Source organism: Desulforamulus putei DSM 12395 (assembly GCF_900129195.1).
Classification (GTDB): domain Bacteria; phylum Bacillota; class Desulfotomaculia; order Desulfotomaculales; family Desulfotomaculaceae; genus Desulfotomaculum; species Desulfotomaculum putei.
On the sequence record NZ_FQUY01000007.1, the window covers coordinates 83,021 to 109,681 of the forward strand.

Annotated in this window: 25 protein-coding genes and 1 tRNA gene; 11 read left to right on the forward strand and 15 right to left on the reverse strand. The window is 46.3% G+C overall.

Going from position 1 to position 26,661, the window contains the following annotated elements; all coding sequences use genetic code 11:
- Window positions 1-376: 376 nt before the first annotated feature.
- The 6 genes from BUB67_RS06590 to BUB67_RS06620 all read left to right on the forward strand — a co-directional run bounded on the left by BUB67_RS06590 (window position 377) and on the right by BUB67_RS06620 (window position 8,739).
- Window positions 377-4,174 carry a response regulator gene (locus tag BUB67_RS06590; RefSeq protein ID WP_073237614.1) on the forward strand — a complete coding sequence of 1,266 codons (3,798 nt, stop codon included), beginning with the start codon at window positions 377-379 and terminating at the stop codon, window positions 4,172-4,174.
- Between the two features lie 161 nt (window positions 4,175-4,335).
- On the forward strand, window positions 4,336-5,412 hold the full coding sequence (locus BUB67_RS06595) for a branched-chain amino acid aminotransferase (RefSeq protein ID WP_073237618.1): 1,077 nt from the start codon (window positions 4,336-4,338) through the stop codon (window positions 5,410-5,412).
- 179 nt (window positions 5,413-5,591) lie between these two features.
- Window positions 5,592-5,753: a hypothetical protein gene (locus BUB67_RS16605; protein WP_200798137.1), complete on the forward strand. Its 162-nt coding sequence runs from the start codon at window positions 5,592-5,594 to the stop codon at window positions 5,751-5,753.
- A 421-nt stretch (window positions 5,754-6,174) separates the two neighbouring features.
- On the forward strand, window positions 6,175-7,266 hold the full coding sequence (locus BUB67_RS06610; protein WP_073237627.1) for a YkvI family membrane protein: 1,092 nt from the start codon (window positions 6,175-6,177) through the stop codon (window positions 7,264-7,266).
- Between the two features lie 219 nt (window positions 7,267-7,485).
- Complete coding sequence (locus tag BUB67_RS06615; RefSeq protein WP_073237630.1) at window positions 7,486-8,370, forward strand: YitT family protein; 885 nt, start codon at window positions 7,486-7,488, stop codon at window positions 8,368-8,370.
- Window positions 8,371-8,403: 33 nt separating this feature from the next.
- The gene (locus tag BUB67_RS06620) at window positions 8,404-8,739 is read left to right on the forward strand and encodes an ion channel (protein WP_073237633.1); all 336 of its coding nucleotides are present in this window, start codon (window positions 8,404-8,406) and stop codon (window positions 8,737-8,739) included.
- Window positions 8,740-8,823: 84 nt separating this feature from the next.
- Here BUB67_RS06620 and BUB67_RS06625 read toward each other — a convergent pair.
- A tRNA-Pro gene (locus BUB67_RS06625) sits at window positions 8,824-8,900 on the reverse strand.
- A 279-nt stretch (window positions 8,901-9,179) separates the two neighbouring features.
- Between BUB67_RS06625 and BUB67_RS06630 the strand changes: the two genes are divergently transcribed.
- Window positions 9,180-10,343: an alkaline phosphatase family protein gene (locus tag BUB67_RS06630; protein WP_073237637.1), complete on the forward strand. Its 1,164-nt coding sequence runs from the start codon at window positions 9,180-9,182 to the stop codon at window positions 10,341-10,343.
- A 35-nt stretch (window positions 10,344-10,378) separates the two neighbouring features.
- On the opposite strand, the gene BUB67_RS06635 is transcribed toward BUB67_RS06630, so the two are convergent.
- The 13 genes from BUB67_RS06635 to BUB67_RS06695 form a co-directional block, all read right to left on the reverse strand.
- The gene (locus tag BUB67_RS06635) at window positions 10,379-11,452 is read right to left on the reverse strand and encodes a HAMP domain-containing protein (protein ID WP_073237641.1); all 1,074 of its coding nucleotides are present in this window, start codon (window positions 11,450-11,452) and stop codon (window positions 10,379-10,381) included.
- A complete protein-coding gene (locus BUB67_RS06640; protein ID WP_073237644.1) occupies window positions 11,445-11,804 on the reverse strand; it encodes a DUF192 domain-containing protein in 360 nt (119 codons plus the stop codon). Before BUB67_RS06640 ends, BUB67_RS06635 begins: the two co-directional genes overlap by 8 nt.
- 10 nt (window positions 11,805-11,814) lie before the next feature.
- Window positions 11,815-12,744, reverse strand: coding sequence for a type II secretion system F family protein (locus BUB67_RS06645; protein WP_073237647.1), 930 nt, complete (start codon window positions 12,742-12,744; stop codon window positions 11,815-11,817).
- A gap of 3 nt (window positions 12,745-12,747) precedes the next feature.
- Entirely contained in the window at window positions 12,748-13,719 is a 972-nt protein-coding gene (locus BUB67_RS06650) for a type II secretion system F family protein (RefSeq protein ID WP_073237650.1), read from the reverse strand.
- A 42-nt stretch (window positions 13,720-13,761) separates the two neighbouring features.
- Entirely contained in the window at window positions 13,762-15,135 is a 1,374-nt protein-coding gene (locus BUB67_RS06655) for a TadA family conjugal transfer-associated ATPase (protein WP_073237655.1), read from the reverse strand.
- 11 nt (window positions 15,136-15,146) lie between these two features.
- Window positions 15,147-16,376, reverse strand: coding sequence for a CpaE/TadZ family protein (locus BUB67_RS06660; protein ID WP_073237658.1), 1,230 nt, complete (start codon window positions 16,374-16,376; stop codon window positions 15,147-15,149).
- A 17-nt stretch (window positions 16,377-16,393) separates the two neighbouring features.
- Window positions 16,394-17,098: a Flp pilus assembly protein CpaB gene (gene cpaB / locus BUB67_RS06665; RefSeq protein WP_073237661.1), complete on the reverse strand. Its 705-nt coding sequence runs from the start codon at window positions 17,096-17,098 to the stop codon at window positions 16,394-16,396.
- A 14-nt stretch (window positions 17,099-17,112) separates the two neighbouring features.
- Complete coding sequence (locus BUB67_RS06670; RefSeq protein ID WP_073237664.1) at window positions 17,113-18,054, reverse strand: pilus assembly protein TadG-related protein; 942 nt, start codon at window positions 18,052-18,054, stop codon at window positions 17,113-17,115.
- Window positions 18,055-18,065: 11 nt separating this feature from the next.
- Window positions 18,066-18,479: a TadE/TadG family type IV pilus assembly protein gene (locus BUB67_RS06675; protein WP_073237667.1), complete on the reverse strand. Its 414-nt coding sequence runs from the start codon at window positions 18,477-18,479 to the stop codon at window positions 18,066-18,068.
- 5 nt (window positions 18,480-18,484) lie between these two features.
- Window positions 18,485-18,988 (reverse strand): A24 family peptidase, encoded by a 504-nt coding sequence (locus BUB67_RS06680; RefSeq protein ID WP_073237670.1) that lies wholly within the window; start codon window positions 18,986-18,988, stop codon window positions 18,485-18,487.
- A gap of 84 nt (window positions 18,989-19,072) precedes the next feature.
- A complete protein-coding gene (locus BUB67_RS06685) occupies window positions 19,073-19,258 on the reverse strand; it encodes a Flp family type IVb pilin (protein ID WP_073237673.1) in 186 nt (61 codons plus the stop codon).
- A 409-nt stretch (window positions 19,259-19,667) separates the two neighbouring features.
- Window positions 19,668-20,324, reverse strand: a complete 657-nt coding sequence (locus BUB67_RS06690; RefSeq protein WP_073237675.1) for a response regulator — start codon at window positions 20,322-20,324, stop codon at window positions 19,668-19,670.
- A 16-nt stretch (window positions 20,325-20,340) separates the two neighbouring features.
- Window positions 20,341-21,486 (reverse strand): sensor histidine kinase, encoded by a 1,146-nt coding sequence (locus BUB67_RS06695; protein WP_073237678.1) that lies wholly within the window; start codon window positions 21,484-21,486, stop codon window positions 20,341-20,343.
- A gap of 263 nt (window positions 21,487-21,749) precedes the next feature.
- Here BUB67_RS06695 and BUB67_RS06700 point away from each other — a divergent pair, with 263 nt between their 5' ends.
- The 4 genes from BUB67_RS06700 (at window position 21,750) to pstA (ending at window position 26,418) form a co-directional block, all read left to right on the forward strand.
- Window positions 21,750-23,573, forward strand: coding sequence for a methyl-accepting chemotaxis protein (locus tag BUB67_RS06700; RefSeq protein WP_238456978.1), 1,824 nt, complete (start codon window positions 21,750-21,752; stop codon window positions 23,571-23,573).
- A 184-nt stretch (window positions 23,574-23,757) separates the two neighbouring features.
- A complete protein-coding gene (locus BUB67_RS06705; RefSeq protein WP_073237680.1) occupies window positions 23,758-24,615 on the forward strand; it encodes a phosphate ABC transporter substrate-binding protein in 858 nt (285 codons plus the stop codon).
- Between the two features lie 101 nt (window positions 24,616-24,716).
- Complete coding sequence (gene pstC / locus BUB67_RS06710; RefSeq protein WP_073237682.1) at window positions 24,717-25,568, forward strand: phosphate ABC transporter permease subunit PstC; 852 nt, start codon at window positions 24,717-24,719, stop codon at window positions 25,566-25,568.
- Between the two features lies 1 nt (window position 25,569).
- Complete coding sequence (gene pstA / locus BUB67_RS06715; RefSeq protein WP_073237685.1) at window positions 25,570-26,418, forward strand: phosphate ABC transporter permease PstA; 849 nt, start codon at window positions 25,570-25,572, stop codon at window positions 26,416-26,418.
- Window positions 26,419-26,474: 56 nt separating this feature from the next.
- Here pstA and BUB67_RS16370 read toward each other — a convergent pair whose 3' ends face one another.
- Entirely contained in the window at window positions 26,475-26,615 is a 141-nt protein-coding gene (locus BUB67_RS16370; RefSeq protein WP_159431814.1) for a hypothetical protein, read from the reverse strand.
- Between the last annotated feature and the right edge of the window lie 46 nt (window positions 26,616-26,661).

Consider the following 26,661-nt stretch of genomic DNA (forward strand, 5'->3'; position numbering starts at 1 on the left):
CCGCCACAGAAAACCTTAAGTCCATTATCAAGTAATGTTTAAACTGCGGACAAATCATGAAGCAGATTTGTTGCCGGCCCGGGACTGACCTGACGACAGTTGAGTCAGTCTTTTTTTAGATATTTACCGATTTCCCGGAGTTTGGACAGGAATATTTATCGTCACCTGCTTCTAAAAATGACATTTTCATTGCAGAGTAAGGAGGTAAAGTTAATCCTTTTGTAAGATTTTAGTTAACCAAAATCAATAGATATCTGCTATGATCAGATATATTCCGGGAATGAAGCGGTAAAACTATTTTCTCTTAAATCGCTTAAAGGGAAAGACAGAAATGTGTCAAAAAGTATGCCTATTATCAGTGGTGGGAGGTAGCGGCGTGAGAAAAAAGGTACTGGAAATACTCACCCGAAATGAAGATAAGATCATCGAAAAACTGATTGATTACGCCAAGGCCGGCGGCTTTACCAGGTTTAATTCTACCCGTCACGAGGACTGGCGTCTTTCCGTGCGAGAAATTATTCGGAGTCTTGCTTATTATTTATATAATTACGTTAACGATATCATTCGTATCGAGGATAAAGCGGGGGAGGACCCCGTTACGCAATTTGGTATAAAAAGTGCAAGGGCCCACAGGGCCCGGGGAATCACCCTTCAAATGTTTTTAGGGTTGTTCAAATATTACCGCAGGGCCTATCTTGAAGTTATTAATGAAAGTGATCTTTCGCCCGGGGAAAAGACCGAGGCGAAAAAAACATTGAACACCTTTTTTGATCGCTTTGAATTGGGTTTTTGCAGTGAATGGGCCGGCGAAGGGCCGGATTCCAGACTTCTTGAATTACAGGCAGTAAATCGCAGCCTGACCAACGAAAAAAATAAATTAAGAACCATCTTTGAAAGTATGACCGAGTGTGTTTTTGTGGTTGATTCCAATATGGAAATTACCGAAATCAATGCAGCCGCCGCTGCTTATTTTGGGATCAACCCGGAAGATATCATAGGAATGAACTGTTCTCACCTGTTGGGTTGCGATTGTAAAAAGGAAAACTGCCACCTCTATCAGGCCATGAAGAACGGCGGTTGTTACAAAGACGTTGAGTTTGAAGTGAATACCCGGCGGGGGCGCCGGCGTATTCTTACCAGCGGTTCTTTTCTCCAGGATATTAGCGGGAAATATGCCGGTGGCGTGTGTGTTTTTGTGGATATTACCGAGCGAACCTTGATGGAACAAACCCTGCGTTTACACATGCATGCTAATAACAGTTCCATCGAATGTGTCACCATCTTTGATGAAAGCGCCCAGTTAATCTATGCCAACTTTGCTGCCCAAGAGTTGCTTGGACGCAACCAAAGGGAAATTTTGGGAATGGGCATCGAGGAAGTCTACCAGGGCGGGGAGAAGGTGCTGATGTCTTTGATCCGGGGAGATTCCTGGCGGGGGGAATTAACTCAAAACAGTTATATTCTTTATGTGCACGCCAACCCCATTCGCCTGCCGGGAGGAAAAATCATCGGCTTTTTCGTGGCGGCCAGGGATATGACCAACCATAAAATGACCCAGTTAAAGCTGCAACAGGCTAGGGAAGAAACCGAGCGGGAGGCCGCCAAGCTGCGGGCCATTGTTTCGGTCATGAATGCTTGCATTGTTCTGGTGGATGCCAATGATGTGATTACCGAAGTCAACGAACAATGCACTGTCATGACAGGTAAGTCTAGGGAAGAACTGATCGGCAAAAAACTTTGGGAACTGCACAGTGGGGAAACCCTGGAAAAAGTCCGTACATTGGTGCATATTTATCGTACTCAGCCCAACCACCCCCGGACCACCATTACCAGACGGTTGGGCAATATGGACGTCATTATGAGCATTCAACCTGTTTACCGCGATAAAATTTACGACGGGATATTATTGATGGTGTTTGATGTTACCGAGGTAGCCGAGGCCAAAAGACAGGCCGAACAAGCCCGGCTGGCTGCTGAAATGGCCAGCATGGCCAAATCAGAGTTTCTGGCCAATATGAGTCATGAGATCAGAACCCCCATGAACGGGATTCTTGGTTTTGCAGAGGTGCTTTTACAACAAAATTTGACCCCTGAGCAAGAGGAAAGCGTCAAAGTGATCCAGCAATGCGGCGAACAACTGCTGGAACTCATTAATGATATACTGGATCTTTCCAAAATTGAGTCCGGAAAACTGGTATTGGAAGAAACCAATTTCAGCCTGCGCAGGCTTATCCATGAAGCGGTCAATTTGGTTGAACCCAAACTGGCGGAATGCAATGTTGAGATGAAAATCGATCTACAACAGGACCTGCAGGATCAACTTAAAGGGGATCCCACAAGGATTCGTCAAATATTAAACAACCTGCTTTCCAATGCAGCAAAATTTACCCACCGGGGCTATGTTAAAGTTACTGTCCGCAGTGAAGCGGTTGAGCAGGAAAACAATCAAATCAAATTAAAGTTCACAGTAGAAGATACCGGTATTGGCATTCCCAAGGAAAAACTTGAACTGATCTTTCAGGCCTTTACCCAAGCGGACGGTTCAACCACCAGAAAATATGGCGGAACCGGCCTGGGCCTCACCATCAGCAGAAATCTTGCGCAGCTCATGGGCGGGGAGATCAGTGTAGAAAGTGAAGTAGACCGGGGTTCTAAATTTTCCTTTGCCATTCCGGTATCTGTTGCGGAAAGAGACAGCCCTGTTGATTCAAACGAGCAAATCCGGGCGGGCATGGGCGTCATCCTGGTTGTGGAGGATGATTGGACCACCAAACAGTTAGTCGCCAATTACCTGGAAAGGGCAGGATACGACGTCATCGCCACCGACCAGGGCAAGCAGGCCTTAACGCTGGCGAAGATTTACCGTCCCGATGTGATTATTTTAGATATCCTGCTGCCGGATTTAAGCGGTTGGGAGGTCCTTGAAAAAATTAAAAAGCATGAACAAACTCAGGATATTCCCATTGTGGTTTGTACGGTGCTGCCGGAAAAAGAAAGGGCCTTTTCGTTGGGGGCGGTAGACTTCATTCAGAAGCCTGTTTCGGAAAAAAACCTGATCAGGCGGTTGAACAAGCTTACCATGTCCAGCAAGACCCATGACACCCATGTTGTGCTGGTTGACGATGAGAAACCCGTACTGGAGTTCCTGAAAACCGTAGTGGGCGGCGCCGGTTACCAAACCCATGAATTCCTGATGGCCGAGGATGCTTTAAACTATATCTTTTCCGGCGGAAAAGCCCATGCTATTATTTTAGACCTCATGATGCCTAAAATGGACGGCTTTGAGTTTCTCGACAGGCTACGCATGGGACCTAAATTCAAGCACATCCCCGTGTTAATCAATACAGGCAAAGATTTAACCGAACAAGACTACCAAAAGTTAAATGATAAATATGAGAGGATCTTAAATAAAAGTTTTGTGCGTGCTGATATCTTGTTGGAAGAATTGGGACAGCTGGTTAAAAACGGCGTAGCCAGAAAAAGTATGGAGCAGCAGGAACAAAGGCGTATTCATATCCTGCTGGTGGAAGACAATCATTTTAACCAGCGCCTCATTGTCAAACTGTTGTCTGATGAATATCAGGTGACGGTGGTGGAAAACGGGCTGCAGGCCCTGGAAGCCCTTGAACGGGACCGGTTTGACATTATTTTGATGGATATGCAAATGCCCGTCATGGACGGCTACGAGGCTACCCGGCAAATCCGGCTCACTGACAAATATCAATCGATCCCCATTATAGCTCTAACAGCCTACGCCATGAAAGGGGATTATGAGAAATGCCTGGCCGCCGGGTGCGACGGCTATATCGCTAAACCCGTCAAGCGTGATATGTTGGTGAAGACCATAAAACAGTTTGTTTTACCCTCAGCGGGCAGGGCAAAAAAGAACCGGACCAGGGATCAGGGGGTCGAATCGCTGGTACCCTGGTACTTACAGGACCTGGCCGAAGAAATTGAAAAGTTAAAACATGCCGCCAAGATCAATGATTTTGTAACGGTAAGGTATATTGGGCATGGCCTGAAGGGTTCCGGAGGAGCGTATGGTTTTCCTGAATTCTCAGCCATGGGCGCCGACATTGAACGGGCAGCCGCGCAAGAGGACGCGGAACAAGTCAGAAGCCTGGTGGGCCGGCTGCGAGAATTATATACTCAGGTATTGGAAGAAGAACTTTAACAGGACAGTGAAAAAATTAAAAGACAAACCTCCAGCCCCGGCTTTCGGGGCTAAATTACTATGTGAAAATTATATTTTGTCCACGCTAACAGGATAATTGGACATGATGAGCGAATATTTATGAAAAATGAGCCGTTGGCAGAAAAACAGGGAGTGAGAAAATGAAGATAACGGTACAACAATTACAGAAACAAGAACTTAAACCTCTGTATCAAGACGCATCCCAACTGGGCTTTGGTCGAATTTTTACAGACCGTATGTTTACCATGCAATATAGAAACAATGCCTGGGTCGAGCCCAGCATTGAAAAATACAGGAACATCAGTCTCGATCCTTCCGCCTGTGTATTTCACTATTCTCAGGAAATTTTTGAAGGCATGAAAGCCTACGCTTCGGAAGATGGCAGAATCCTGTTGTTCAGGCCGGAACAGAATGTAAAAAGAATGAACCGGTCTGCCGAACGTTTGGTTATGCCCACCATTCCGGAAGAAGATATGCTGCAGGCCATTGAGGAACTGGTTGTGGCAGAGAAGAGATGGATTCCCCGGGCCCCTGGTACATCCATATACATTCGGCCTACCATGATTGCCACCGAGCCGTTCTTAGGTGTTCATCCTTCTTCCGAGTATTTGTTTTACATTATTTTAAGTCCCGTGGGTGCGTATTATAAGGGTGGCTTCAAACCTGTAAGGCTCTACGTTGAAGATACCTATGTACGGGCAGCCGTAGGAGGAGTAGGGGATATCAAGACCGGCGGCAACTATGCTGCCAGCTTGATGGCAGGCTACCGGGCTCAACAGAAGGGCTTTTCACAGGTACTGTGGCTGGATGCCCGGGAACGGAAATATGTTGAAGAAGTGGGCGCCATGAACATGTTCTTTGTTTTTGGCGACAAACTGGTAACTCCGGAACTGACCGGTTCTATTTTACCCGGCATTACCCGGGCTTCCGTCCTGGAACTGGCAAAATACCTTGGATTAGAAACTGAAGAAAGAACCATCAGTATTGATGAAGTAATTGAAGGCATCTCCGGCGGTAAAATTACAGAAGCATTTGGTTCCGGCACTGCCGCAGTTATTTCACCTGTAGGATCACTGTTCTTTAAAGATAAAGAATATATTATCAACAATAATGAGGTTGGTCCTGTGACGCAAAAACTTTATGACAAACTGGTCAATATTCAATATGGTAAAGAAGAAGACCCCTTTGGCTGGGTACGGGAAATCGGAAGACTGTAATCTTATGTAAGAGGAGGCCGGCGCCTCCTCTTAGACTTTCATTCACATGTACCATGGATCACTAAAAAAAATTTTAATGTTCGGAATATTTTAAAAAAACAAGGCGTTTCAGCAGGAGTTTTTTTATAAAAGTAGAAAGAAGAACAAGTATAATCGCAATGGGGCGGGGGGTATTTGTAGTGAAAGCATTGTTAGAACAAATCTCCAAAGACAGGGAAAAATTTATCGCTTTTTTGCAATACCTCATAGATACAGGAAGACTTACCGAGGATGAAGTTATTAGCATCGTCAGACAATGTCAGGAATGTACAAACGTCGATTCTAAAAACGAAAAAGACTAGTATTACTATTTGATCTTGCAAGAAAGTTCAATCTTTTCAATTTTAAATATCTTTTTTTTTTGCTTAGCAGGAAAAAGCTTGTGAAATGTAGAATTTGTCTTAAAAATGACTTTGTATATCTTATGACATAGATTGGGGGTCATGGCCATTTTTAAGCTTCATGAACTGCTAAGTGAAAATGAGGACATGCTCATGTGTTTTTTGAATTATCTTCAAATAAACAAAAAAATAACTGAAGACGAAATCAAGGCTTTCATGCAGCTCTATGAAGAGCAGAAGAGTGTAACAAAAAACGAAAAAAGAAAATATAAAAGTCTTAAAGATTTACAATTTATCAAGTAACACCGGATTTTCCTGGTGTTTTTGTTTTTGTCAAGTCAACCGCCGGATAAAATGAAGGATTTGGGACCAAACTATTTTCATGAATACCAATACAAAAAACATTGCCACCTTTAAGGTAGCGGCAGCATACATTGGGACTGTGGTGGGGGCGGGGTTTGCCTCAGGTCAAGAAGTTCTCCAATTTTTTAGCTTTTTTGGAACCACCGGTATCCTTGGGTTGATCCTATCAACATTGCTATTTGTCTTCTTCGGAGTCATCATCTTGGATCTGGGTCGCAGATTAGGGGCCGATTCGCATCAACAGGTCATTCGATACGCCGGAGGTCGCTGGATTGGCTCCGTTGTGGACGGAGTCATCACGTTCTTCTTGTTTGGCGCTTTAACGGCCATGGCCGCCGGAGCCGGTGCAATCTTTCAAGAACAATTCGGTTTATCTCATTTACTCGGCAGCCTGCTTTTGGTGGCAGCAACCGCATTTACCGTACTGCTCGGCATATCGGGAGTCATTACCACCATCAGTTACGTGGTGCCGGTCATGCTGGTATCTGTTTTTGGTATTGCCTTTGCTACTCTCCTTACTACACCCGTCAATTTTGATGCCGTGAACCAGTGGGCCCAGGCCAACCGTGCTCCGGTGCCTTTCTGGGTTTTCTCGGCCATCATTTATGTATCCTATAACCTGGTACTGGGAGTATCGGTTTTGGCGCCCTTAGGCCGGCATGTGGATAACCCGAAAACACTGCAGAGAGGAGCATTGTACGGGGGGATTGGGTTAGGAATCGGGGCGCTGATCATCAATCTGACCCTGCTGGCCAATGTTCCGGGTGTTTCTCGCTACGAGGTACCGATGGTATCCATTGCCGCTCAGTATTCACCCTTTATCAAAGCCGTTTACAGTGTCGTTTTATTGGCCGAGATCTACACCACCGCGGTGGGAAGTTTATTTGGTTTTGCCGAGAGAATTACCGATCAGGGTAAGCCCTTATTTAAATGGGTTGTCATAGGAACCGGCATCGTAGCATTTGGTGCCGGGCAACTGGGTTTTTCCACCCTGGTCCGGGTGCTCTATCCCGCTGTTGGTTATGCAGGTTTGCTGATGCTTGGGGGACTGCTTTATGGCTATGCCAGAGAGCGTGTCATGGCCCAACCGGCTTATAAACCAAAGAGATGATTTTAGGGCTTAATTGCTGGCTAGCTTAAAATTGTGTATAATATAAAAGCATATTAATAATAATTTTATTTCGGGTTGAACCTTTTTAGGGTTGGCAACGGATTTTTTGGCTATCAGGGGGGGTAGTCAGCATATGCTGTCCTATCCCTTTTGACATTTGAAGGTAGTTTTTGAATACATCTATGATTTGATATATCTATGAATAGAAAGGAGAGTTCTATGGCAAGAAAAGAATGTCTCAGATTTTGTAAGAGAGCGGTATTTTTAACTCTTGGGGCTTTAATAACTGCCGTAGGACTTGAGCTGTTTTTAATTCCTAACAAACTAGTTGACGGCGGTATTATCGGTATTTCAATAATGGCCAGCTACCTAACCAAACTACCACTGGCTGTATTTATCGTCGGCTTGAATATTCCGTTTTTGATCTTGGGTTACCTTCATATCGGTAAAACATTTGCCTTATCCACACTATACTCGGTTTCTGCTCTGGCCTATTTTACTACACTGTTACACCCATTCCCTGCTTTTACCAACGATATACTATTAGGAACGGTATTTGGCGGTATTGTACTTGGGATTGGGGTTGGTCTCATTTTACGATATGGCGGGTCGTTAGATGGGACTGAAATTACCGCACTTATTATTAGCCCTCGCTTTTGTTTCTCTGTAGGAGAAGTTGTAATGTTCTTTAATATTTTTATATTGGGTAGTGCAGGGTTCGTATTCGGCTGGGAAAATGCAATGTATTCTCTAATTGCATATTTTATAGCCTATAAAACCATTGACTTGGTGTTGGAAGGTTTTGATGAATCCAAGTCGGTTATGATAATCTCAGACAGGTCGCAAGAAATTTCCGAAGCTATTTTGCACCGTTTGGGCAGGGGTGTCACCCATTTCTATGCCAAGGGGGGATTTACCCAGGAGGATAAAGAAGTTCTTTATTGTGTTGTTACAAGACTTGAAATATCCAAGCTGAGAAATATAGTGTATGACTTTGACCCCGAAGCGTTCCTGGCCATTGAAGAAGTACATGATGTACAGGGTGGCAGGTTTAAGAAGAAGGCAATTCATGGCAAACATACAAAGCCCCAGCAAGTTGCTTAACGACAACTGGTCTCAAAAGAGGGGGGAGTCCTTATGTTAAATTTTATAAAAAAATATAACTATCTGGTTGCCATGCTAATAATGTTGGTCGTCAGTGGTGTATTTGCCATGATGTATAAATTTCTGACTGTGATAGAGCCGAACTCTTTTTATGGACTCTCCCCCGCAAATCACCTGATTGATTTTTGGTATTATAGTCTGACAACCATGACCACAGTGGGTTACGGGGATGTTTACCCCCTTACCCAAGCGGCAAGGTTTATTACAATTACACAAGTAGTTACGGGAGTTGCCATTTTCTTAGGTATTGTCATAAGTACAGTACTGATAACTCGGGAAAAAAGAAAATCAAGGGATACTGGAAGATAGAGCGAACTAATGTATTGCCTATCGAGCTCCCCTTGCATGCAAAAAATCCGTCAGACCGATTATGGACTGACGGATTTCCTTTTGTGGTCGGGGTGACACGATTCGAACGTGCGACCCCCTGCTCCCAAGGCAGGTGCGCTACCAAGCTGCGCCACACCCCGATTGCTTTAACTGACAAATGCTATTGTAGCAAATTTATAGGTTCTTGGCAATAGTTAAAATAACCATAAAAAAACAGTCCAGCCGTGTTGCTGGACGGGGAGAGATAGAACTCACCAAAGCGGAGTATTAATATTTTTGACAAATAAAATAAAATTTATTCACGATCTATTGGAAAATATGAAACTTGTCAAGAAATACAGGAAAATATTGGTCATAACTTGGACAAATCCCCTATATATATTTTATAAATATTGCCAGCCCGGAGGGGGGTTAAGGTTATGTATCGTAATAGAATCTTATATTTAATCATTGTTTTATTGATATGTTTTTCCACATCATCTCTGGCCATGTCGGAACCGGCGTCAAACAACCAATCGGCCAAAGAAAAAGAAGATGGATCTAAAGTAACCAGTAAAATCTTTGTCATTATTGTCGACGGCCTTCAGGCAGAGACATTACAAAAGACCTCTGCTCCCAATATCAATGGAATTGCCAATGCCGGGGTCAGAGTTACAAAGGCTACTTCGGTGTTACCCGACACCACCCAGGCCACAGTGGCTTCCATCTTAACCGGTATGCTGCCGGAACAACATAAGTTTGTTCAAGAGGGAGACAAACCGGAGGGGAAAACCATCCAGGTGTTAATGGAAGGAAAAAAGATTAAAACCGCATTTTTTGGCGCTGACGGTGAATTAAAGAATTTGCTGGCCCAGGGAGGTCATAATTGCAGCGGTCCCTTTAACGGGAAGGACGAATTGGTTATGACGAATCTTTTAAATGAATGGTCCCAGAGTCAATCCTATTTAAACATCATTGTATTGCCTGAGCTTCGCAGCGTCCTTAATAAACACGGCATCAACAGCAATGAGTATAAGATGGCAGTTACCAAGACAGACGGCCAGATTGGCCGACTGTTAAAGAAATTGCACGATGAAAACAGCTACGATAACAGTATGTTTATTATTACCGGAACCCTAGGATCACCGCCCTTCATTATGAAGGGGCTGCCCTTTAAGGAGAGCACCCAACTCCCACCGGTCAGCATCTGCGATGTTGCCCCTACGATTGGCTACCTGAACGGCATTAAGCTGGAAAACATTGCAGGGATGGTATTATGGAACTCCTTTAAAGAGATCGGCGGTCAGTCCGGTGAGTATCTTTTAAACGAAAGAATAAAGGATCTTAGTCTGGCCAATGCGCAGCTACTGGAAGAAATGAGCCGATTGCAGAAGGAGAAACTGCGGGTTAAACAACAGCAAGAAATCGTGGCCAGGGAAAAGGAAGATATTCAACGTCAAATTGAAATCCGGGATCAAAAGATAAATGCTCTGAAAGGCAGGATCAGTTTATATCATGTTATGGCCGTGGTGCTGCTTGCTTTATCAGGATTTGGTTATGTCCTTCTCTATAAATTTTTACGCAAGAGATTTTTGATGTTTTAGTAAAAGAGACGAAGTGATGTAACTTTCACCACTTCTTATTTTTCATTAAACTTAAATTGTAAAGAAATGCTGTTTAACCGGTCAATGTAACGAATCAGTTTTTTGGAGGCATTTCTAATTTCTTTCAGGTGTTCCTGCTGGCTAAGAGTGGTCTCCGTCAGTTTGTCGGGGTCGGCTATAGTAATCTCCGGAGGGGATGTTTGATGTAATTCCGAGCAGGTTGACTGTTCCCTTAATGATTTAAGAATTTTTCTGGTTGCAATATCCGATTGCTCGGACCGGTTAATAATCACCTGGGCAGTGTGATTGATGTCATTCACAGAGGAGCGAATGGATTGAAATAAAACACTCAGGTGCCCTGTCATGGTATTGAAAGCGGTGGCAAGTCTGCCCAGTTCATCCCGGTTAAACACCCGGACTTCCCCGGAAAAGTCACCGGTGGAAACGCGGTCAGTGGCCTTAACTAATTCCTTGACAGGTCGCTGGACCACCCTGAGGATGATGAGCCGGCTTATAATTAGACCTGCCAGAATGGCCAGCAGAGAAGTGTACAGTTGGTTATATGCCGTACTTAACAGGTGGGCGCTGATATAACGCAAATCTGCCTCCATCCAAAAATAACCTATCGGCGATTCATTGCGGGGGGCAATAGGGGAGGTGAATTCCATGGCCAGGGGGCGCCCTTTGATGTCTGTTCTATAGTTAAGCGTATCTTTGTTTTGCACCATGGCTGATTTTATCTCATTACTCTCCAATTTTTGATTGATGAGGCTCTTATCCGAAGCCATCACCACAGTGCCGGACAAGTCCAAGATGGCCACCCTTTTAACAAAGGGATCCCGTTCCAGGTGGTCCATGATGTTGCCTAACAGGGCGGTGTTATTTCCCCGCAGGTAATCCGCCGCAAAGGCGCTAACTGTTCTGGCAGTGATCCAACCGCGGTTTTGAGCTTCTTCCAGCATAATGGCACGGTTACGAAGATAAGAATTGATTCCGACACAAATCATTAGGAACATAATTAACAGGGTGATGCCTAAACTAAGTTTAAAACCCAGGGAGAACCTACCGATCCGTTGCGGGCTGATGGAATTTTTTTTGCGTTTAAACATTTGAAACACCTCCGACAAATGCCAGTGTATCTCCTGGTTCAATACCACTGGCTTTAATACTTCCCAGGGGTAATTCCACCACAGCAACTGCGTCCCGCACCATGGGACTGAATCGCCAGGGAACCAAGTTTTCCTGCTGGTAAACAACTTTTCCCTGCCGGTTGAGAAAAACCACGTCTATGGCAAACCTCATGAAACAGGTATGAACCGATGAACAGGGATAGAGAACCAGAGCCTCACCGGCAGGGAGACCTTTACGACCCAACAGTCCCTTTAATCTCAACCAAAAGGTATCGGCCATCATAACGGTATTTGCTATGACCTTTTCTTTGGAACGGTTGATGATCTGCATAACTTGCTCCTTAACTGGCAAAGGCTTTCATAATTTGCAGCACTGCCGGGCCCAACAATATGACGAATATGGCCGGGAAAATGAAGAATACCATAGGAAACAGCATTTTGATAGGGGCTTTCATGGCCATTTCTTCACTTCTTTGACGGCGTTTTTGGCGCATTTGCTGGGACTGGGTGCGTAAAACGTTGCCAATGCTGATCCCCAGTGTATCCGCCAGAATGACAGAGCCGCAGAAACCGGACAGGTCATCCACCGCCACTCGGTCGGCCATATCCCGCAGGGCTTCCCGGCGGGGTTTCCCCATATGACACTCCTGCAGCATAATGACAAATTCATCGGCTAAGACACCCCTGGTTTTCTCAGCCACCTTCATTAAGGCCCCGTCAAAACCGAGGCCTGCTTCTACACTGACGGTCAATAAATCCAGTGCGTCAGGCAGAGCTTTTTCCACCTGGGTTTTCCGTTGTTTGATCCTGGAATGAATGTACAGATCGGGGCTTAACCAGCCCAGGGGTATTCCCACGCCGGCCAGAAAGATGGATTGGGGAAGAGATTTATCTGTCAGCCCGGCCCAGGACCAGAACAGAAAACCAAGGCCCACAGCCCCCAGGTATTTGATCACCATCCATTCCCGGGCGCTGAGGTTTCCCGGGTTGCCCGCGGTAATGATCTTTTTCTGTAGCTCCGCCTCCCGGGCAGCGGGGATAATTCTCACCAGCCGCCCGGCGATGCCGGCCAGGGCAGGGCGTATGGCCCGCTGGTAAAGGGGAACGCTCAATTCCAGTTCCCGTACCGGCACCGGGGCGGGGGAAACCACCTGATCGATACGTTGGGCCATTTGTATGCGTTCCCCGAAAAGAAATGTGTAGATCACCAGTGTGCCAAAGGAAACAGCAAAGAAAACAAGACCCAGGGAAATATACAGCCAACTCTCCATGATTCACACCTCGATATCTACGATCTTTTTAATAAAGATGACACCGATGATTTCAGAAAATATGGCGGCGGCAACCAGCATCAAACCAATCCGGCTGGTAAACAAGGTCATAATATATCCCGGGCTGATTATAAACATGACCGCCGCCAGTCCCACCGGGAGCAGGCCGATAACAAACCCGGAAATTCTGCCCTGGGCAGTGAGAGTACGGATTTGGCCTTTGATGCGCACCCGCTCCCGGATGGTTTCGGCAATATTGTCCAGAACCTCTGCCAGGTTGCCGCCCACCTGCCGTTGGATTAATACTGCTGTTACCAGCAAATCAAGGTCATCACTTTTTACCCGCTGGGCCATATTTTGCAGCGCTTCTTCCGCCTGGGTCCCCAGATTCATCTCCTTAAAGGTACGGCCAAATTCCTTGGAAATAGGGGCGGGCAGTTCTTTACGGACCATATCCATGGCTTGTAAAAAGCTGAAGCCGGAACGCAGTGAGTTTGACATAATCACCAGGGCGTCGCCGATTTGTGCGTTAAAATTGGCCAACCGCTTTTGGCGGGCGATACGCACCAGCAAAAAAGGGATAATAAAGCCGCAGATTCCTGCCATAACGCCAAAGGTCAGATTCAGGGTCAACATCAGGAAAAATAACGTGCAGCCAAAACCGGCCAGCAGGACCAGTACAACAAATTCTTCACCCCGCAGGGGAATATCTGCTTTGGTCAGCTCAACTTCCATCCGTTTGCTGATGCCGCGTTTGGCAAAAATCCGGGCTGCACGTTCCAGCAATTGGCGCCAGGTGGTATGGGGAGTATCCTCATGGCCGCTCTGGGCCAAACGCTGTCGAAAGGTTTTAGCCGTTAGTTTTTTCATACGCCGGCTGATTTCCGAGCTGTCCTTGGTAAGGAGCTGGTGGATACCCAAAACCATTAAATTACCGGCGATAAATATAAGAACAGCGATCTTTTCCAGGGACATTGAGGCACCTCCTAAATTAATAATTAATGAAATTTTCCCCGTTTAGAAAATAGAAGGACTGAAAATATCCGGAGGAAGTTTAATGCCGCTGGACTCCAGCCTGTGCATGAATTTGGGCCGAATGCCGGTGCTCTGGAAAGTGCCTTTAATCCTGCCGTTTTCATCCACTCCGGTTTGCCGGAAGGTAAATAAATCCTGTAAAACAATGACTTCGCCTTCCATGCCTTGAACTTCAGTAATATGAGTGATTCTCCGGGAACCGTCCCGGAAACGGTTTTGCTGGATGATTAAATCAATGGCAGAGGAGATCTGTTCCCGGATAGCCCGTACGGGCAGGTCCATACCGGCCATCAACACCATGGTTTCCAGACGGGACAGCATATCCCTGGGGCTGTTGGCGTGGCCGGTGGTCAGGGAGCCGTCGTGGCCGGTGTTCATGGCCTGCAGCATATCCAGCGCCTCGCCGCTTCGCACCTCACCCACCACAATCCGTTCGGGTCTCATACGCAAACTGTTGCGCACAAGGTCCCGGATGGTGATGGCGCCCTTACCTTCAATATTCGGTGGGCGGCTCTCCAGGGTGATGACATGTTCCTGCCGCAATTGAAGTTCAGCCGCGTCCTCGATGGTGATGATCCTTTCATCCGCCGGAATAAAAGAAGAGAGTACGTTTAAGGTGGTGGTTTTACCACTGCCGGTACCGCCGGAGACCACAATGTTAAGTCTTGCCTTGACACAGGCTTCTAGGAATTGTGCCATTTGGGGTGTCAGGGTGCCAAATTTGATCAGATCGTCAACGGTATAGGGATCCTTGGAAAATTTTCGTATGGTGACGGTGGGTCCGTTTAACGCCAGGGGAGGGATAATGGCATTCACACGGGAACCGTCCGGCAAACGGGCGTCCACCATGGGCATGCTTTCATCGATTCTCCGGCCAATGGGCGCCACAATCTTTTCAATGATATGAAGGACGTGAGCGTTATCCCGAAATTTTACACCGGTCAATATCAGCTTGCCATCCCGTTCCACATAAACCTGATTTGGTCCGTTCACCATTACTTCCGAGATATTCGGGTCGTTGAGCAGGGGAGTGATGGGTCCGAAACCGATGGTTTCATCGATGATTTCTGCCACAATGAGCTGTCTTTGGGTACGGGCAATGTTTTCATTTTCTTCATCCAGCAATTCGTTGACCAGGGTATCAATTTTTTGGGCCAATAATTCCGGGTTTTCTTTGACATCCTCCGGTAAATCCTTCAGTTTGGCAATCACCTTTTTGTGCAGGTTCAGGGTTAGTTCCTGGAGCTGGCTCCTGTTATGCTGGCGTATATCACGCCGAACAAGGGAGAGTTCCTGCTGTTCTGCCTGTTCCTGCTGCAGTGATTTTTGTTTTTCTAACCTCTGTAACAGTGACATCCGGATCACTCCTAGAAGCTAAATAATCGGCCTATAATGGAACGCTTGGGCGCTTCCACCGCTTTGTTATCGATACTTTCCGGTTTAGAACCGACAAGACTATGGGCCAGATTTATAACGGCTTCCGCCAGTTTGCTGTTGGGTTGGGTCATAACCGCCGGAAGCCCCTTGTTTATAGAGCTGCGGACTACCTTAACGTCATAGGGAATAATTGCATAGGCAGTCTGGTTAAAGGACTTTTCCAGGTCGGCAATTTTAATGCCACCTTCCATACCGGCGCAGTTGATAACCAGTTTTAGTTTGTCACTGTAACCTAGGGTGGTAAGGATATCCATGGTGGTTTTTACGTGTTTTACACAGGGCAGGTCCTGACTGAGTAACACCAGGATTTGGTTGGCCGCATCCAGTGCCGCCAAGTTGATGTCGTTAAACAGGGGGGATGTATCTATGACAACGTAATCAAAGTTTTCCTGCAAAATTTGCAGCAGTTCTTCCACCCGTTGCAATGAGATTAATTCGGCCTGTTCCGGGCTCAGGGGCGCCGGTAATATTTTCGCTCCGGACAGATGAGGCAGCAGGTAGCTGTCCACCAGGCTGATGTCCAAAGCATCGCTTTCCTGGGCCAATTCGGCAATGGTGCCCTTAACTGTGATATTGAGCATAACACCGATATCGCCGCCCTGCAGGTCCAAATCCACCAGGACCACTTTTTTCTTGGTGGTCTGGGCCAGAGCAATGGCCAGGTTGGAGGCCAGGACGGTTTTACCGACACCGCCCTTGGAACAAAACAGGGTGATCATTTTACCTTTTTGGATTTTTAGCCGGGGACTGGCCTGGCTCTGCAGCCCCATAAGACTTAACCGCTTTTTATTGGACTCGTATACCCGGCGGATCACATCTGCCAGCTCATTACTGCTGAAGGGTTTTACCAGGTATTCCCTGGCCCCCGCAGCCATGGCACGGCGCAGGTACTCTTGCTCCCCTTGAATGGAGATGATGATGATGGAACATTCCGGGCAATTGTTGGCAATGTTTTCGGTTGCCTGAATGCCGTCCATTTTTGGCATGTTGATATCCATTAAAATAATGTCAGGCTTCAGACCGGCTGCCATGGCGATGGCTTCCTCACCGTCGGCGGCTTCGCCAATGACGGTGATGTCGTCCTCAAAGTAAAGCAGTCGTTTGATATCTTCCCGGGTATTGGCAATATCATCAACCACCAAAACATTAATTTCCGACATGGCGACATCCTCCTTATTTAACGAACCAGGTTTTGCATACGGGCGGAGGGCAGGCTTACGGTGCTTTCTTCCCTGGGTGAGCGTAACATAAGCCGGATCTTACCGTTTTCGGAAGCCAGGGTCAGGGGTGGGGCCTGATCCGGTTTGACGGCCAGGGTAACGGTCTGGGTATTCACCTTTTTATCACCCTTTTGTGCACTGTCCAAGGATTGCCCTACTGCCAATATGGAGATGTTCTGCAACAGCAGGGAAGTGAGGGTGGTTTTTTCGGTTTCATGATCAAAGGTCACCAGAATATCCACATGGTCGCCGGGCCGCAGCAAACCGGCCACCCCGCTGACATCATCCACCGCTACGGTCAAGGCCCGCTGGCCTTCGGGAATGGTGAGAGACAGCCCGCCTTCCAAATCATTGTCTTTATGCAGGCGGCTTAGTAAAATGGGTTCTTCAGGATACAGTTCGGTACGGGTGATTTTGCCCACCACTTCATTAAGTTCCATGGCGGTGCCGGGCTGAATAAGTTCCACCGGAATATCTTTAACCTTAACCATCTGCTCGGTAACCATAGTCTTGGGGCCGATGGTTTGTTTGGGAACCACCACCTGTTTAAAGTTACCGGAAGAACGGTAGGATTTTTTCAAATTGTCCAGGTATTGATAGACACCAAAGGCGGCTGCCAGCCCAAATACAATGGCAAGAATGAAGATCAGTTTATTTCGCATCTTATTTCCTCCTGTTATTGGACCAGTTTCGCTGTACGTAGTCCGTAGTCTGTCTGGTTAAGGCTTCCTTCACCTTCGGCGAGGGTCTTCACAAAACGTCCGGTGATGTCAATGGAGCCGGAGTCCCGGACATCATCCACTAAAAATGCCGCAAAACCGACCACTGTTACAGGTTTATGACCGTTCAAGTTATCGTAATGAACCACAGGTAATTTCAATAACCTGGGGCAGTCGGGTTGAAAGTTATCATATGTGCAACCGTGCTTGCACTGGGATATGCGCTTTGAAATGCCTTCTATGGTTTTTTCTTTCTTTACACCGGTTAAGGTATCGATTTGGTAACTGACCTTAATTACTCCGTCATAACCGTTTGCCAGGTAGTATGCAAAATCTTTGGCGCCGGAACTGTAGGGAAAATCCAGTGCGCCGAAGTTACCTGGTCCAAAATTTGAGTCCTTTGACCTCAGGGTGTATTGCTGGCCGAACACCAAAGGCTGGGTATCCGGAATAAAAAGGGGGGCCGCGCCGTAGACCGAAGTAATGGGCATCACCTGGGCGGTGGCTTTGGCCTGCAAATCAATTGAGGTAAAGCCCAAAACCTTGGCCACGATGTAATCCACGGCTTTACAGGTGGTTACCTGAACACCTACAAACTGGGAGGTGGCCAGGTTAGGCACAAGTTTTACTTCTACCTGTTCATCGGTCAGGCCGTTCTCATGTGCATAATCTCGTGCAATCTGCGAGGCAAGCGACGGATCCTCAGGTAATTCCTGCACCCCGGCTAACGCTGCAGCGTCCGCAGCATTAGCCAGTTTGTTTTTGTTTAAGGCCACCAGTCCAAAATCCGTTACCAGCGCAATGGCGCCGATCAGCGCTGTCATGGCCAGAGAAACCAGCACAACCGCCAATCCCCGCTCTTCGTTCATTAATCTTTTTATGATCCTGCCAATTTTCATACCGGTTCACCTCATTCAATGCGCATGGTAGTCTGAGCCTGTACTGTGAAGGGGTTGGTCATGATATCACTGAGTACAGGGGTGTATAAATCCACCGGGTATTTTACTGAAACAGTCAGCGGTACACCGGTGGTCCGACTGGCAGGGGAGGAGGGGGTAACCTCTACAACCAATTTGCCGGCGTTTAGCCAGGAAGCTGATTCCTGTACTTTCTGTTTGATGAAAGCATCATCTTTGCCCGTATAAATCACCGTAGCCCGGGCAGCCTCTCGGGAAGCGTGGGTAACGGTTAAGTAGGTAAAGAAAATGCGGCCGAATTCTATGGTACACATCAGGAGAATAACTAAGATTGGCAATATAAGGGCCAATTCCACCAGCGTTTGACCTTGTTGGTTTTTTCTTAATTTTTTCAAGTATACAAACAAGTCGATCACCTCAGGACATAGGTGGCCAGTGTACCCACAGCAATGGCTACTCCATAGGGGAAAGCCTCACCGGCTTTAGCCGTGGCAAGGGTGCCAAAGGCGTTTACTTTAGGCGTACCTGGAATGAAGGTGAAAATAATCATTTTTAATGTTTGAAATAACCGTCCTGTTCTTGTCAGTTGGACGATGGCAATGACTCCACCGACAATGGCCGTGCAAAGAAAACAAAACCAAACAAATTGCGGACCTTGCCAGGCGCCTATAACTGCCAGGAGTTTTACGTCCCCGGCTCCCATGCCACCTAAAATAAACGGTATTAACAGTAGAGATAACCCCAGAAGCGCACCTTGTATGCCGGTGATCAATCCATCAAGGCCCCCGTTGAACACACGGTATGCCAGAGCCAAAAGAAATGCAGGAAATAGAACAACATTATAAATTTTTCTGTATCGGAGGTCCGTATAAATTGAAATTAAAATAACTATAACTAAAGCTATATCCGGCAACATTTATCGCCAGCCCCTTCTTAACAATCGACCCTACTTAGAGGGCTAAGTAGGGTCGTGATATTTTACAAACTTGGTGCGTTAACATTAATTGCCGGTGCCGCCGGCGCCGCCTACAGCATCTTTTACTTGAGTAAATTTGGTATTTAAGTTAGTTCCTAATAATTGTAAGGTTCCAATCACTACCACAGCAATCAGGGCCAAAATCAGACCATACTCCGCCATACCTTGACCATTTTCGTCTTTCAGCAGGTTCATAATCACTTCTTTCATTATAGAGAGATCCCCTTTCTTATTAATTGTGTTCAGAAAGTGTTAGTTTGTTGGCAACCGGTTCGATGCCCGACGGGATCGCTTTAACCATTGATTGAAAAGATGCTAAGATAAATAAAACTATAAGTGTTATAATCAAACCATATTCAGCCATCCCTTGGGCGTATTCTTCGTACCACAACTGCATTACTCGATCCAGTCTCAGCCACCACCCCTCTCAATGGGAGTTCCGTATTGCCTTGATGTTTATAGATTAACAGTTTTTACCGCTACTGATATGATTCTACAGTCATAAACTTTATCTGACCATCGTCACAATTTGAAGGTTGCCTATCGTCACTGAAAGAATAGGCCCTATGACCTATTTAGCGAAAAAAAACACCCTGAGCATCGCTCAGGGTTAAGCTGTTTAAAGGTCTACCAGTTTTTCTTTGATGGCGTACAGGGCGGCCTGGGTTCGGTCTTCCACGCCAATCTTATTGAATATACTGGTGAGGTGATTTTTTACAGTCTTTTCACTAATATATAAGGCCTTGGCAATGGCCTTGTTGCTCTGGCCTTTGGCCACCTGCTTGAGTACTTCGATCTCCCGGTCCGTCAGTGCCTGGTGTTTTCTTTCATGATGGTCTCCGGACGTGAGCCGGCTGAATTCCGCTAAAACCCGGGCCGTCATGGCAGGGGGAATGAAGGATTCACCCCGGGCCACGCCGTAAATGGTTTGAATGAGCTGGTCGGGATGCACGTCCTTCAACACATAGCCTGATATACCATATTTGATCAACTCAAACAAATATTCGTCTTGATCATGAATGGTGAGGGCAATAATACCGATATTTGGTTTGATTTCTTTAATTCTCCGACAGGCCTCAATGCCGTTCATGACAGGCATGTTAATGTCCATTAACACAATGTCAACCTGGTTACGGGTGCAGAATTCCACGGCTTGCTGTCCGTCGGCCACTTCTCCTACAACATTGATGCGGGGTTCTATGGACAGTATTTTTCGCAAACCTTCTCTGATCAGGGCATGGTCATCGGCGATTAATAAATTGATTGACTGGTCCAAAATAACACCTCCCTGATTAAGATTGATCGTTCAGTGGCAGCCAAAAATTTATCTCTGTTCCTTTTCCGGGAGCTGAATATACCGCTAAACCTCCCTTAAGAAGTTGTATTCTTTCCTTCATCCCCATGAGACCGTAGCCGCTGCCGTCACTTCGAGGTTTTTTAGTCTCCATATTAAAGCCACAACCATTATCTTTTATATATACGTTAATGCGAGTTGGTATTAGCTCCATTTTTATTATAACATGCTGGGCTTTGGCATGTTTTTTAATGTTTGTTAAAGCTTCCTGAATGATCCTGAAGGCTGCCACTTCCAGTGAAGTGTCAAACCTTCGTTCTTTGCCCAGGAAAACAAATTCTACATGAATATTGTTTTGTGATTTGTAGTCCTCCAGATAACGTTTAATAGCCGGTACCAACCCCAGGTCATCCAGCACCATGGGACGCAGGTCAAAGATAATTTTACGCACGTCCTGCAAGCTCTGGCGGACCAGTTGCTGCAGGGAAATCAATTCTCCTCTGACTAGGCTCGGGTTCACCTCGAGGAGCTTTAGACAAAACTCCGCCCTCATAACGATATTGGCCATGGATTGGGCGGGACCGTCGTGAATTTCCCGAGCCACCCGTTTTCGTTCCTCTTCCTGGGCCCGGATAATGGAGATCCCCAACTGCTGCATATCGTGCAAATTTCCCAGTTTTTCGCTTAACCCCGATAAATCGTTGCTCAGGAACTGCATGGCCATACCAACCTGAGATACCAGTTTTTCAGCCTTATCTGCAGTATCCCTCATCCTTTTTAAGGATAATTCCAAATGATCGCGCTTAAAACGTAAGGTCTTTTCTTCCTCTCTTAGCATGACCAGCTTCAGTTGAATCATCTGAGCATTCTCGTAGGCTTCCTTAATATCTTCCTCAGAAAAACGGCGAAAATCCTTGCTTACCTCCATTAACCGAATTCTGGCTTTCCGTTCGGCCAGCTCCAGTTGATTTACTTGCTCAATAATTTTTGCCACTTGACTTTTTACCTGTTGAATTTCTTCTTCAACCCTCTGGCATTCCAAACGGGCTGATTCAGCAATTTCATAGATTTGTTCCTTGCTCTTTTCAATGACAGAAACGGTCTCTTTAATGATGTTGTCCAGGGCTTTAATGTCAATATTCATTAGCCAGACCCGCCATTCATAGTTTTTTAACTTATCTCCCGTAATTCGTGGAAAAATTTGAATATCCTCCCGATTTCAAACAATATTTGGCAATTAGTGATAGGTAAAATTTCCTATTTTATAATGGTCAAATTGATTCTGGTCAAAGTATTACTTTTATTTAGGGAAATTTAACGTTACCTTTACACTGCTGTAAATCGACTGTATTAATCTATATTTAGTAAAAACTGGCCACATTGCCTATTCGATGGGAGGAACATTTATTGTCAAAGTTTTTAACCGTATTAAAGAAGCTTAAAGGAAGTAGAGGGTTTGACAAACAGGCATTCAAGCTTTCACTGAAGAAATTGGCTGTAAGAAATTTGCAGGTACGTTTTCCAAAAGACAAATTCTCCTTGGAAAATTGGTCGTTGCAGTGGAAATTGGTGTTAACTTTTGCTATAATCATCGCTTTAATCAATGTGGCTATGGTTGTCACCATTTTTAAGGAAGCGGAATCAACTGTCAGTGAGTTAATGGCTAACAGGATAAAAATTACTGCAGCGGATAATGCCGATAAGATTTCAATTATGTTACACAGCATGGACAAAAGGGAAATTGCCAATAAGACCGACTATTACCTTACCAAGCAGCGAAATGCCTATAAAGTCCTAAAATACCGGGCCTATGTAGATGTGATAGACACAAATGGCAAGTCTGTGGTTACGGGCAAGCAGGAACAACCCATTAAACCGAAAGACTCAGAGTTGATCTCTTTGCTTCAAAAGACAAAGAACGGGGGTACCTATTCCGCCCCTTTAGGGGGTACCCTTTGTACGGTGGTGCTGGAGCCTATTGCCGGCAGAGACTGGTATTTTGTGGCGGGGGTGGCGGAAGAAGATTTTCTGGCGCCGGTCAAGCATATGCAAATCACTGCCTTTGTGGTGGGGCTTTTGGCCTTTACCATTGCTACAATGGTATGTGTGCTTGGGACGCGGAAATTTTGCCGGCCTTTGCAACAAATGATGTCCACCATGGAACAGGCCCGTGCCGGGAATTTGACCGTCAGGGTGCAGGAAACCGGCACAGGCCCGGAGTTTAACCAACTGGGAGCCTGTTTTAATGCCATGCTGGCGGATTTCGGGTCTTTATTGTGCGAACTTAATCAGACCGCCTCTGTACTGTCCGAGAGCAGCAGAGGGATGAGTAAAGTTGCAAACCAGCAGTTGGCTGCTGTGGAAAAAACCGACCGGGCCGTCCGGGTCATGTCTTCTTCCGTTCAACAAATCACGGAAATTGTTCAAGAAACACAAGTTTCCAGCCAAGCCATGATGGACTCGGCGGAGGAAGGAACCCGGGCGGTGAAAAAGCTTGTCCAGGTTATTAACCAAAATCACCGGGTGATTTCAGAACAGGCCATGGCTATTGGCAGCTTAGGTCAACGTATTCAAGCGATTGGCCAACTGCTGGATTTGATCCGGAAGATTTCCAAGGATACCCACCTGTTGGCTCTCAACGCGTCCATTGAAGCAGCCAGGGCCGGTGAACACGGCAGAGGATTTGCCGTGGTCGCTACGGAAGTCAGGCGCCTGGCAGAGGAAACGGCAGCCACCACCAGGGAGGTGGAACAGATTATTGCTGCCATTGTCCGGGAAAGCTCCGAGGTATTAAATAAGGTGGACCAGAGTAAAAAAATCGCCGGGGAAGGCTTAACGGCCACCTTGAGTGCTGAGGAAGCCCTGCGACGCATTTCTGAAACCATTGAACTAACGGGACAACAGATTATCCAAATACACTATGGCGCTGAAAAAATCTCCCAGGGGACATTTACCGTGGAAGAATTAATTAAACAACTGGCCGGTGGCATGGGTGATGCAGGCAGGGACAACGAAAGGGCTACGGCGCGTCAAATTGCCAACACCGCCAACACCCTGAATCAATTGTCAGAGACATTAAGGGCAAAATTGGAGGGTTTTACCTTGAACAAAGTTCCTGAAGAGGAAGTCCTGCGGCAGAGGCCCCGGGGGGAGGAAGAGGGACCAAAGGATGAAAAAGATGCTGATCGAACAGGCAGCCTAACTGGGAAACCCGCCTTAATAGAAACTTAACATCAGTTTAACCGATTGTTTACCGGAAATAACTTGTTTATTAACAAAGGACAGATAAAATGCAATAAGGAGGTGGGGAGAAGAAAGAAAAGCGGGACTCGGAAAAAGCCTTAAGAGTTCCTAAAAATATAAAGCCCTTTTAATTAAGTTTAATTAATAATGTATAAAAATAAGGAGGAGTATTATGTTTAAGAACACCAAAAAACTTATGCTGGTATTTGCCATAATCCTGGCAGCCGCTGTTGCCTTCGCCGGCTGTGGAGCAAAGAAGGAAGAGGCTCCCAAGGCTGACGGCGAGAAGAAAGGTCTGTCCGGTTCCATCACCATTGCCGGTTCCACTTCTGTACAACCCCTGTCTGAAGAATTAGCAAAAGCTTTCATGGCTAAGAACCCTGGCGTAACTGTGAACGTGCAAGGCGGCGGTTCCTCCGCCGGTGTTAAGGCTGCTAACGAAGGTGCTGCTCAGATCGGCGCTTCTTCCCGTGACCTGAAAGAAGAAGAAAAGGGTCTGGGCCTTACTGAAACCAAGATTGCCCTGGACGGTATTGCTGTAGTGGTTAACCCCAAGAATCAGGTTTCTGAATTAACGATGGAGCAGATTAAAGGTATCTTCTCCGGTAAAATTACCAACTGGAAAGAAGTAGGCGGCAAAGATGCTCCCATCAGTGTTGTAAACCGTGAAGAAGGTTCCGGTACCCGTGGCGCCTTTGAAGAACTGATATTGGGTAAAGGTACCAAGTTCACCGATAAAGCTCTGACCCAGCCTTCCACCGGCGCTGTACGGACCACCGTTGCCGGCGACGAAAATGCCATCGGTTACATCTCCTTGGGTACCCTGAACGAAGAAGTTAAAGGTGTAAAGGTTGACGGTGTAGAACCCACCATTGATAACGTGAAAAACGGTTCCTTCAAAATTTCCCGTCCCTTCCTGTACCTGACCAAAGGTGAAATGAACGAAGTCACCAAAGCATATATCGACTTTGTAATGAGTGAAGAAGGCCAGAAAATTGTTAAAGAAGCTCATTTCATCCCTGTGAAATAAGTCAAGTTTAGAAGTTACAGTACTCAGCCTGACAAAATGAAACGGGAAGAGGGTTGTATTTGGCAACCCTCTGTCCCTGTTTTTGCGAGAGGATAAGTGGTATGAGAAAAATCCATGAAACTATTATTGAAAAATTATTACTGTTTAGCGCCGTGGTTGCTGTTTTGGTGGTCGCTTTAATCACATACTTTATTTTTGCCGACGGTTTCCCGGTCATGCAGAAATATGGGATTGCTCATTTCATTACCGGCAGTGATTGGCATCCGTTGGATAAACAATTTGGTTTGTTGCCGATGATTGCGGGTTCCTTTTTGGTTACGTTGGGCGCCTTGATTATCGGGGTTCCCCTCAGCGTGGGCTGTGCCATCTTTTTGGCGGAAATTGCGCCAAAGCAAGTGACAAGAATCATTCGACCGGCCATTGAGTTGCTGGCCGGTATTCCTTCGGTGGTATACGGGTTTTACGGACTGGTTATTCTTGTTCCGTTAATTCGAGAACTATTTGGTGGCAGAGGTTTCAGTATTCTGGGCGGTTCCGTCGTCCTGGCCATTATGATCCTACCCACTGTTGTAAATATATCCGAAGATGCCATTCGGGCGGTGCCAAAGGAATATAAAGAAGGTTCCCTGGCCCTAGGCGCCACCCACTGGCAAACCATTAAAAAGGTCATTGTGCCCAGCGCTCGTTCCGGTATTCTCACAGCCATTGTGCTAGGCATGGGAAGGGCCATCGGCGAGACCATGGCAGTGATTATGGTGGTTGGTAACGTGGCTACTCTTCCCGAAAGCATCCTTGATCCCATCCGAACTCTCACCGGGAACATTGCCATCGAGATGGGTTATGCCGCCGGGGAGCATGCCCAGGCATTGTTTGCCACAGGTATTGTTTTATTCGTTATTATCATGATTTTAAACTTCATGGTAACGCTAGTGCCCAAAAGGATAGGTGAATAAAATGCAGAAAGTCAGATCATTCGTATATTGGGAGGAAAAAATTGCCCGGGGGTTTCTCTGGGCCTCGGTACTGGTAACCATTGGGGCGCTGCTGGCAGTTATCTTTCACATACTGCAGCACGGGCTGGTGCATGTAAATTGGGAATTTTTAACCAGGGAGCCTCTTTTTATGGGGAAGGAAGGGGGTATTTTCCCTACCATAGTCAGTACCGTTTATCTTATTTTAATTTCACTGGCCATCGCCACACCCATCGGCATTATGGCAGCCATACAGCTTACGGAATATACAAAAAAGGGTCCCCTGGTAAAAATTATTCGGTTTGCCACTGAAACCCTGGCCGGTATTCCTTCCATTATTTTTGGTTTGTTTGGCTTTGCTTTTCTCGTCTTATTCATGGGGTTTTCCTGGTCTTTGCTGTCGGGCGGTTTAACCCTGGCTTTTATGGTACTACCAACCATTGTCCGGACCAGTGAAGAAGCCATTAAAAGTGTGCCTTTAAGCTTCCGGGAAGGAAGTATGGCCCTGGGGGCCACCAAGTGGCAAACGGTTTGGAAGATTGTACTGCCCAGTGCTTTACCCGGTATTGTGACCGGTGTCATTTTAAGCATTGGCCGGGTTGTGGGGGAAACTGCAGCGGTCATTCTGACAGCCGGCAGCTCTCTCAATATTCCTTCCTCGATTATGGACCCGGCCCGCAGCATGTCGGTACATCTTTATATATTAGCTATGGAAGGTATTTCCATGGAAAAGGCCTATGCTACCGCCACGGTATTAATAATCCTCATTTTTATTATCAATAGCATTGCCAACCGAATTATGCGCAAAATGAGTTCGAACCTGGCAGCATAAAAAAGCAGTGCCTCACCCGGGGCACTGCTTATGCGTTTCAAGTAAATGATATAATGTTAAAAGATATCCAGGTTATAAAGACCCGGGTCGTGATTTTCCTCTTCCTGATACAAATGATCCGACAAATTGTCGAGCAGAGACCTTTGTTCTTCAGGAGGTAAGGATTTAATTTGCTCCCATAAACGGTCCGTTAACATCATTTATACCCCCGTTTTTGTTCTATAATCCCCTATTGAAAATCAT

Bases quoted from the DNA above. Each gene is read 5' to 3' on its own strand.
- BUB67_RS06680 (WP_073237670.1), bottom strand. From the start codon at position 18,988: ATGTTGCCGGATATAGCTTTAGTTATAGTTATTTTAATTTCAATTTAT.
- BUB67_RS06695 (WP_073237678.1), bottom strand. From the start codon at position 21,486: ATGAATATTGACATTAAAGCCCTGGACAACATCATTAAAGAGACCGTT.
- BUB67_RS16370 (WP_159431814.1), bottom strand. From the start codon at position 26,615: ATGTTAACGGACCGTTTATGGGAGCAAATTAAATCCTTACCTCCTGAA.
- BUB67_RS06660 (WP_073237658.1), bottom strand. From the start codon at position 16,376: ATGTCGGAAATTAATGTTTTGGTGGTTGATGATATTGCCAATACCCGG.
- BUB67_RS06685 (WP_073237673.1), bottom strand. From the start codon at position 19,258: ATGAAAGAAGTGATTATGAACCTGCTGAAAGACGAAAATGGTCAAGGT.
- BUB67_RS06620 (WP_073237633.1), top strand. From the start codon at position 8,404: ATGTTAAATTTTATAAAAAAATATAACTATCTGGTTGCCATGCTAATA.
- BUB67_RS06635 (WP_073237641.1), bottom strand. From the start codon at position 11,452: ATGTTTAAACGCAAAAAAAATTCCATCAGCCCGCAACGGATCGGTAGG.
- BUB67_RS06595 (WP_073237618.1), top strand. From the start codon at position 4,336: ATGAAGATAACGGTACAACAATTACAGAAACAAGAACTTAAACCTCTG.
- BUB67_RS06670 (WP_073237664.1), bottom strand. From the start codon at position 18,054: ATGAAAATTGGCAGGATCATAAAAAGATTAATGAACGAAGAGCGGGGA.
- pstC (WP_073237682.1), top strand. From the start codon at position 24,717: ATGAGAAAAATCCATGAAACTATTATTGAAAAATTATTACTGTTTAGC.
- BUB67_RS06615 (WP_073237630.1), top strand. From the start codon at position 7,486: ATGGCAAGAAAAGAATGTCTCAGATTTTGTAAGAGAGCGGTATTTTTA.
- BUB67_RS06645 (WP_073237647.1), bottom strand. From the start codon at position 12,744: ATGGAGAGTTGGCTGTATATTTCCCTGGGTCTTGTTTTCTTTGCTGTT.
- BUB67_RS06650 (WP_073237650.1), bottom strand. From the start codon at position 13,719: ATGTCCCTGGAAAAGATCGCTGTTCTTATATTTATCGCCGGTAATTTA.
- BUB67_RS06640 (WP_073237644.1), bottom strand. From the start codon at position 11,804: ATGCAGATCATCAACCGTTCCAAAGAAAAGGTCATAGCAAATACCGTT.
- BUB67_RS06630 (WP_073237637.1), top strand. From the start codon at position 9,180: ATGTATCGTAATAGAATCTTATATTTAATCATTGTTTTATTGATATGT.
- BUB67_RS06610 (WP_073237627.1), top strand. From the start codon at position 6,175: ATGAATACCAATACAAAAAACATTGCCACCTTTAAGGTAGCGGCAGCA.
- BUB67_RS06705 (WP_073237680.1), top strand. From the start codon at position 23,758: ATGTTTAAGAACACCAAAAAACTTATGCTGGTATTTGCCATAATCCTG.
- cpaB (WP_073237661.1), bottom strand. From the start codon at position 17,098: ATGCGAAATAAACTGATCTTCATTCTTGCCATTGTATTTGGGCTGGCA.
- BUB67_RS06655 (WP_073237655.1), bottom strand. From the start codon at position 15,135: ATGTCACTGTTACAGAGGTTAGAAAAACAAAAATCACTGCAGCAGGAA.
- pstA (WP_073237685.1), top strand. From the start codon at position 25,570: ATGCAGAAAGTCAGATCATTCGTATATTGGGAGGAAAAAATTGCCCGG.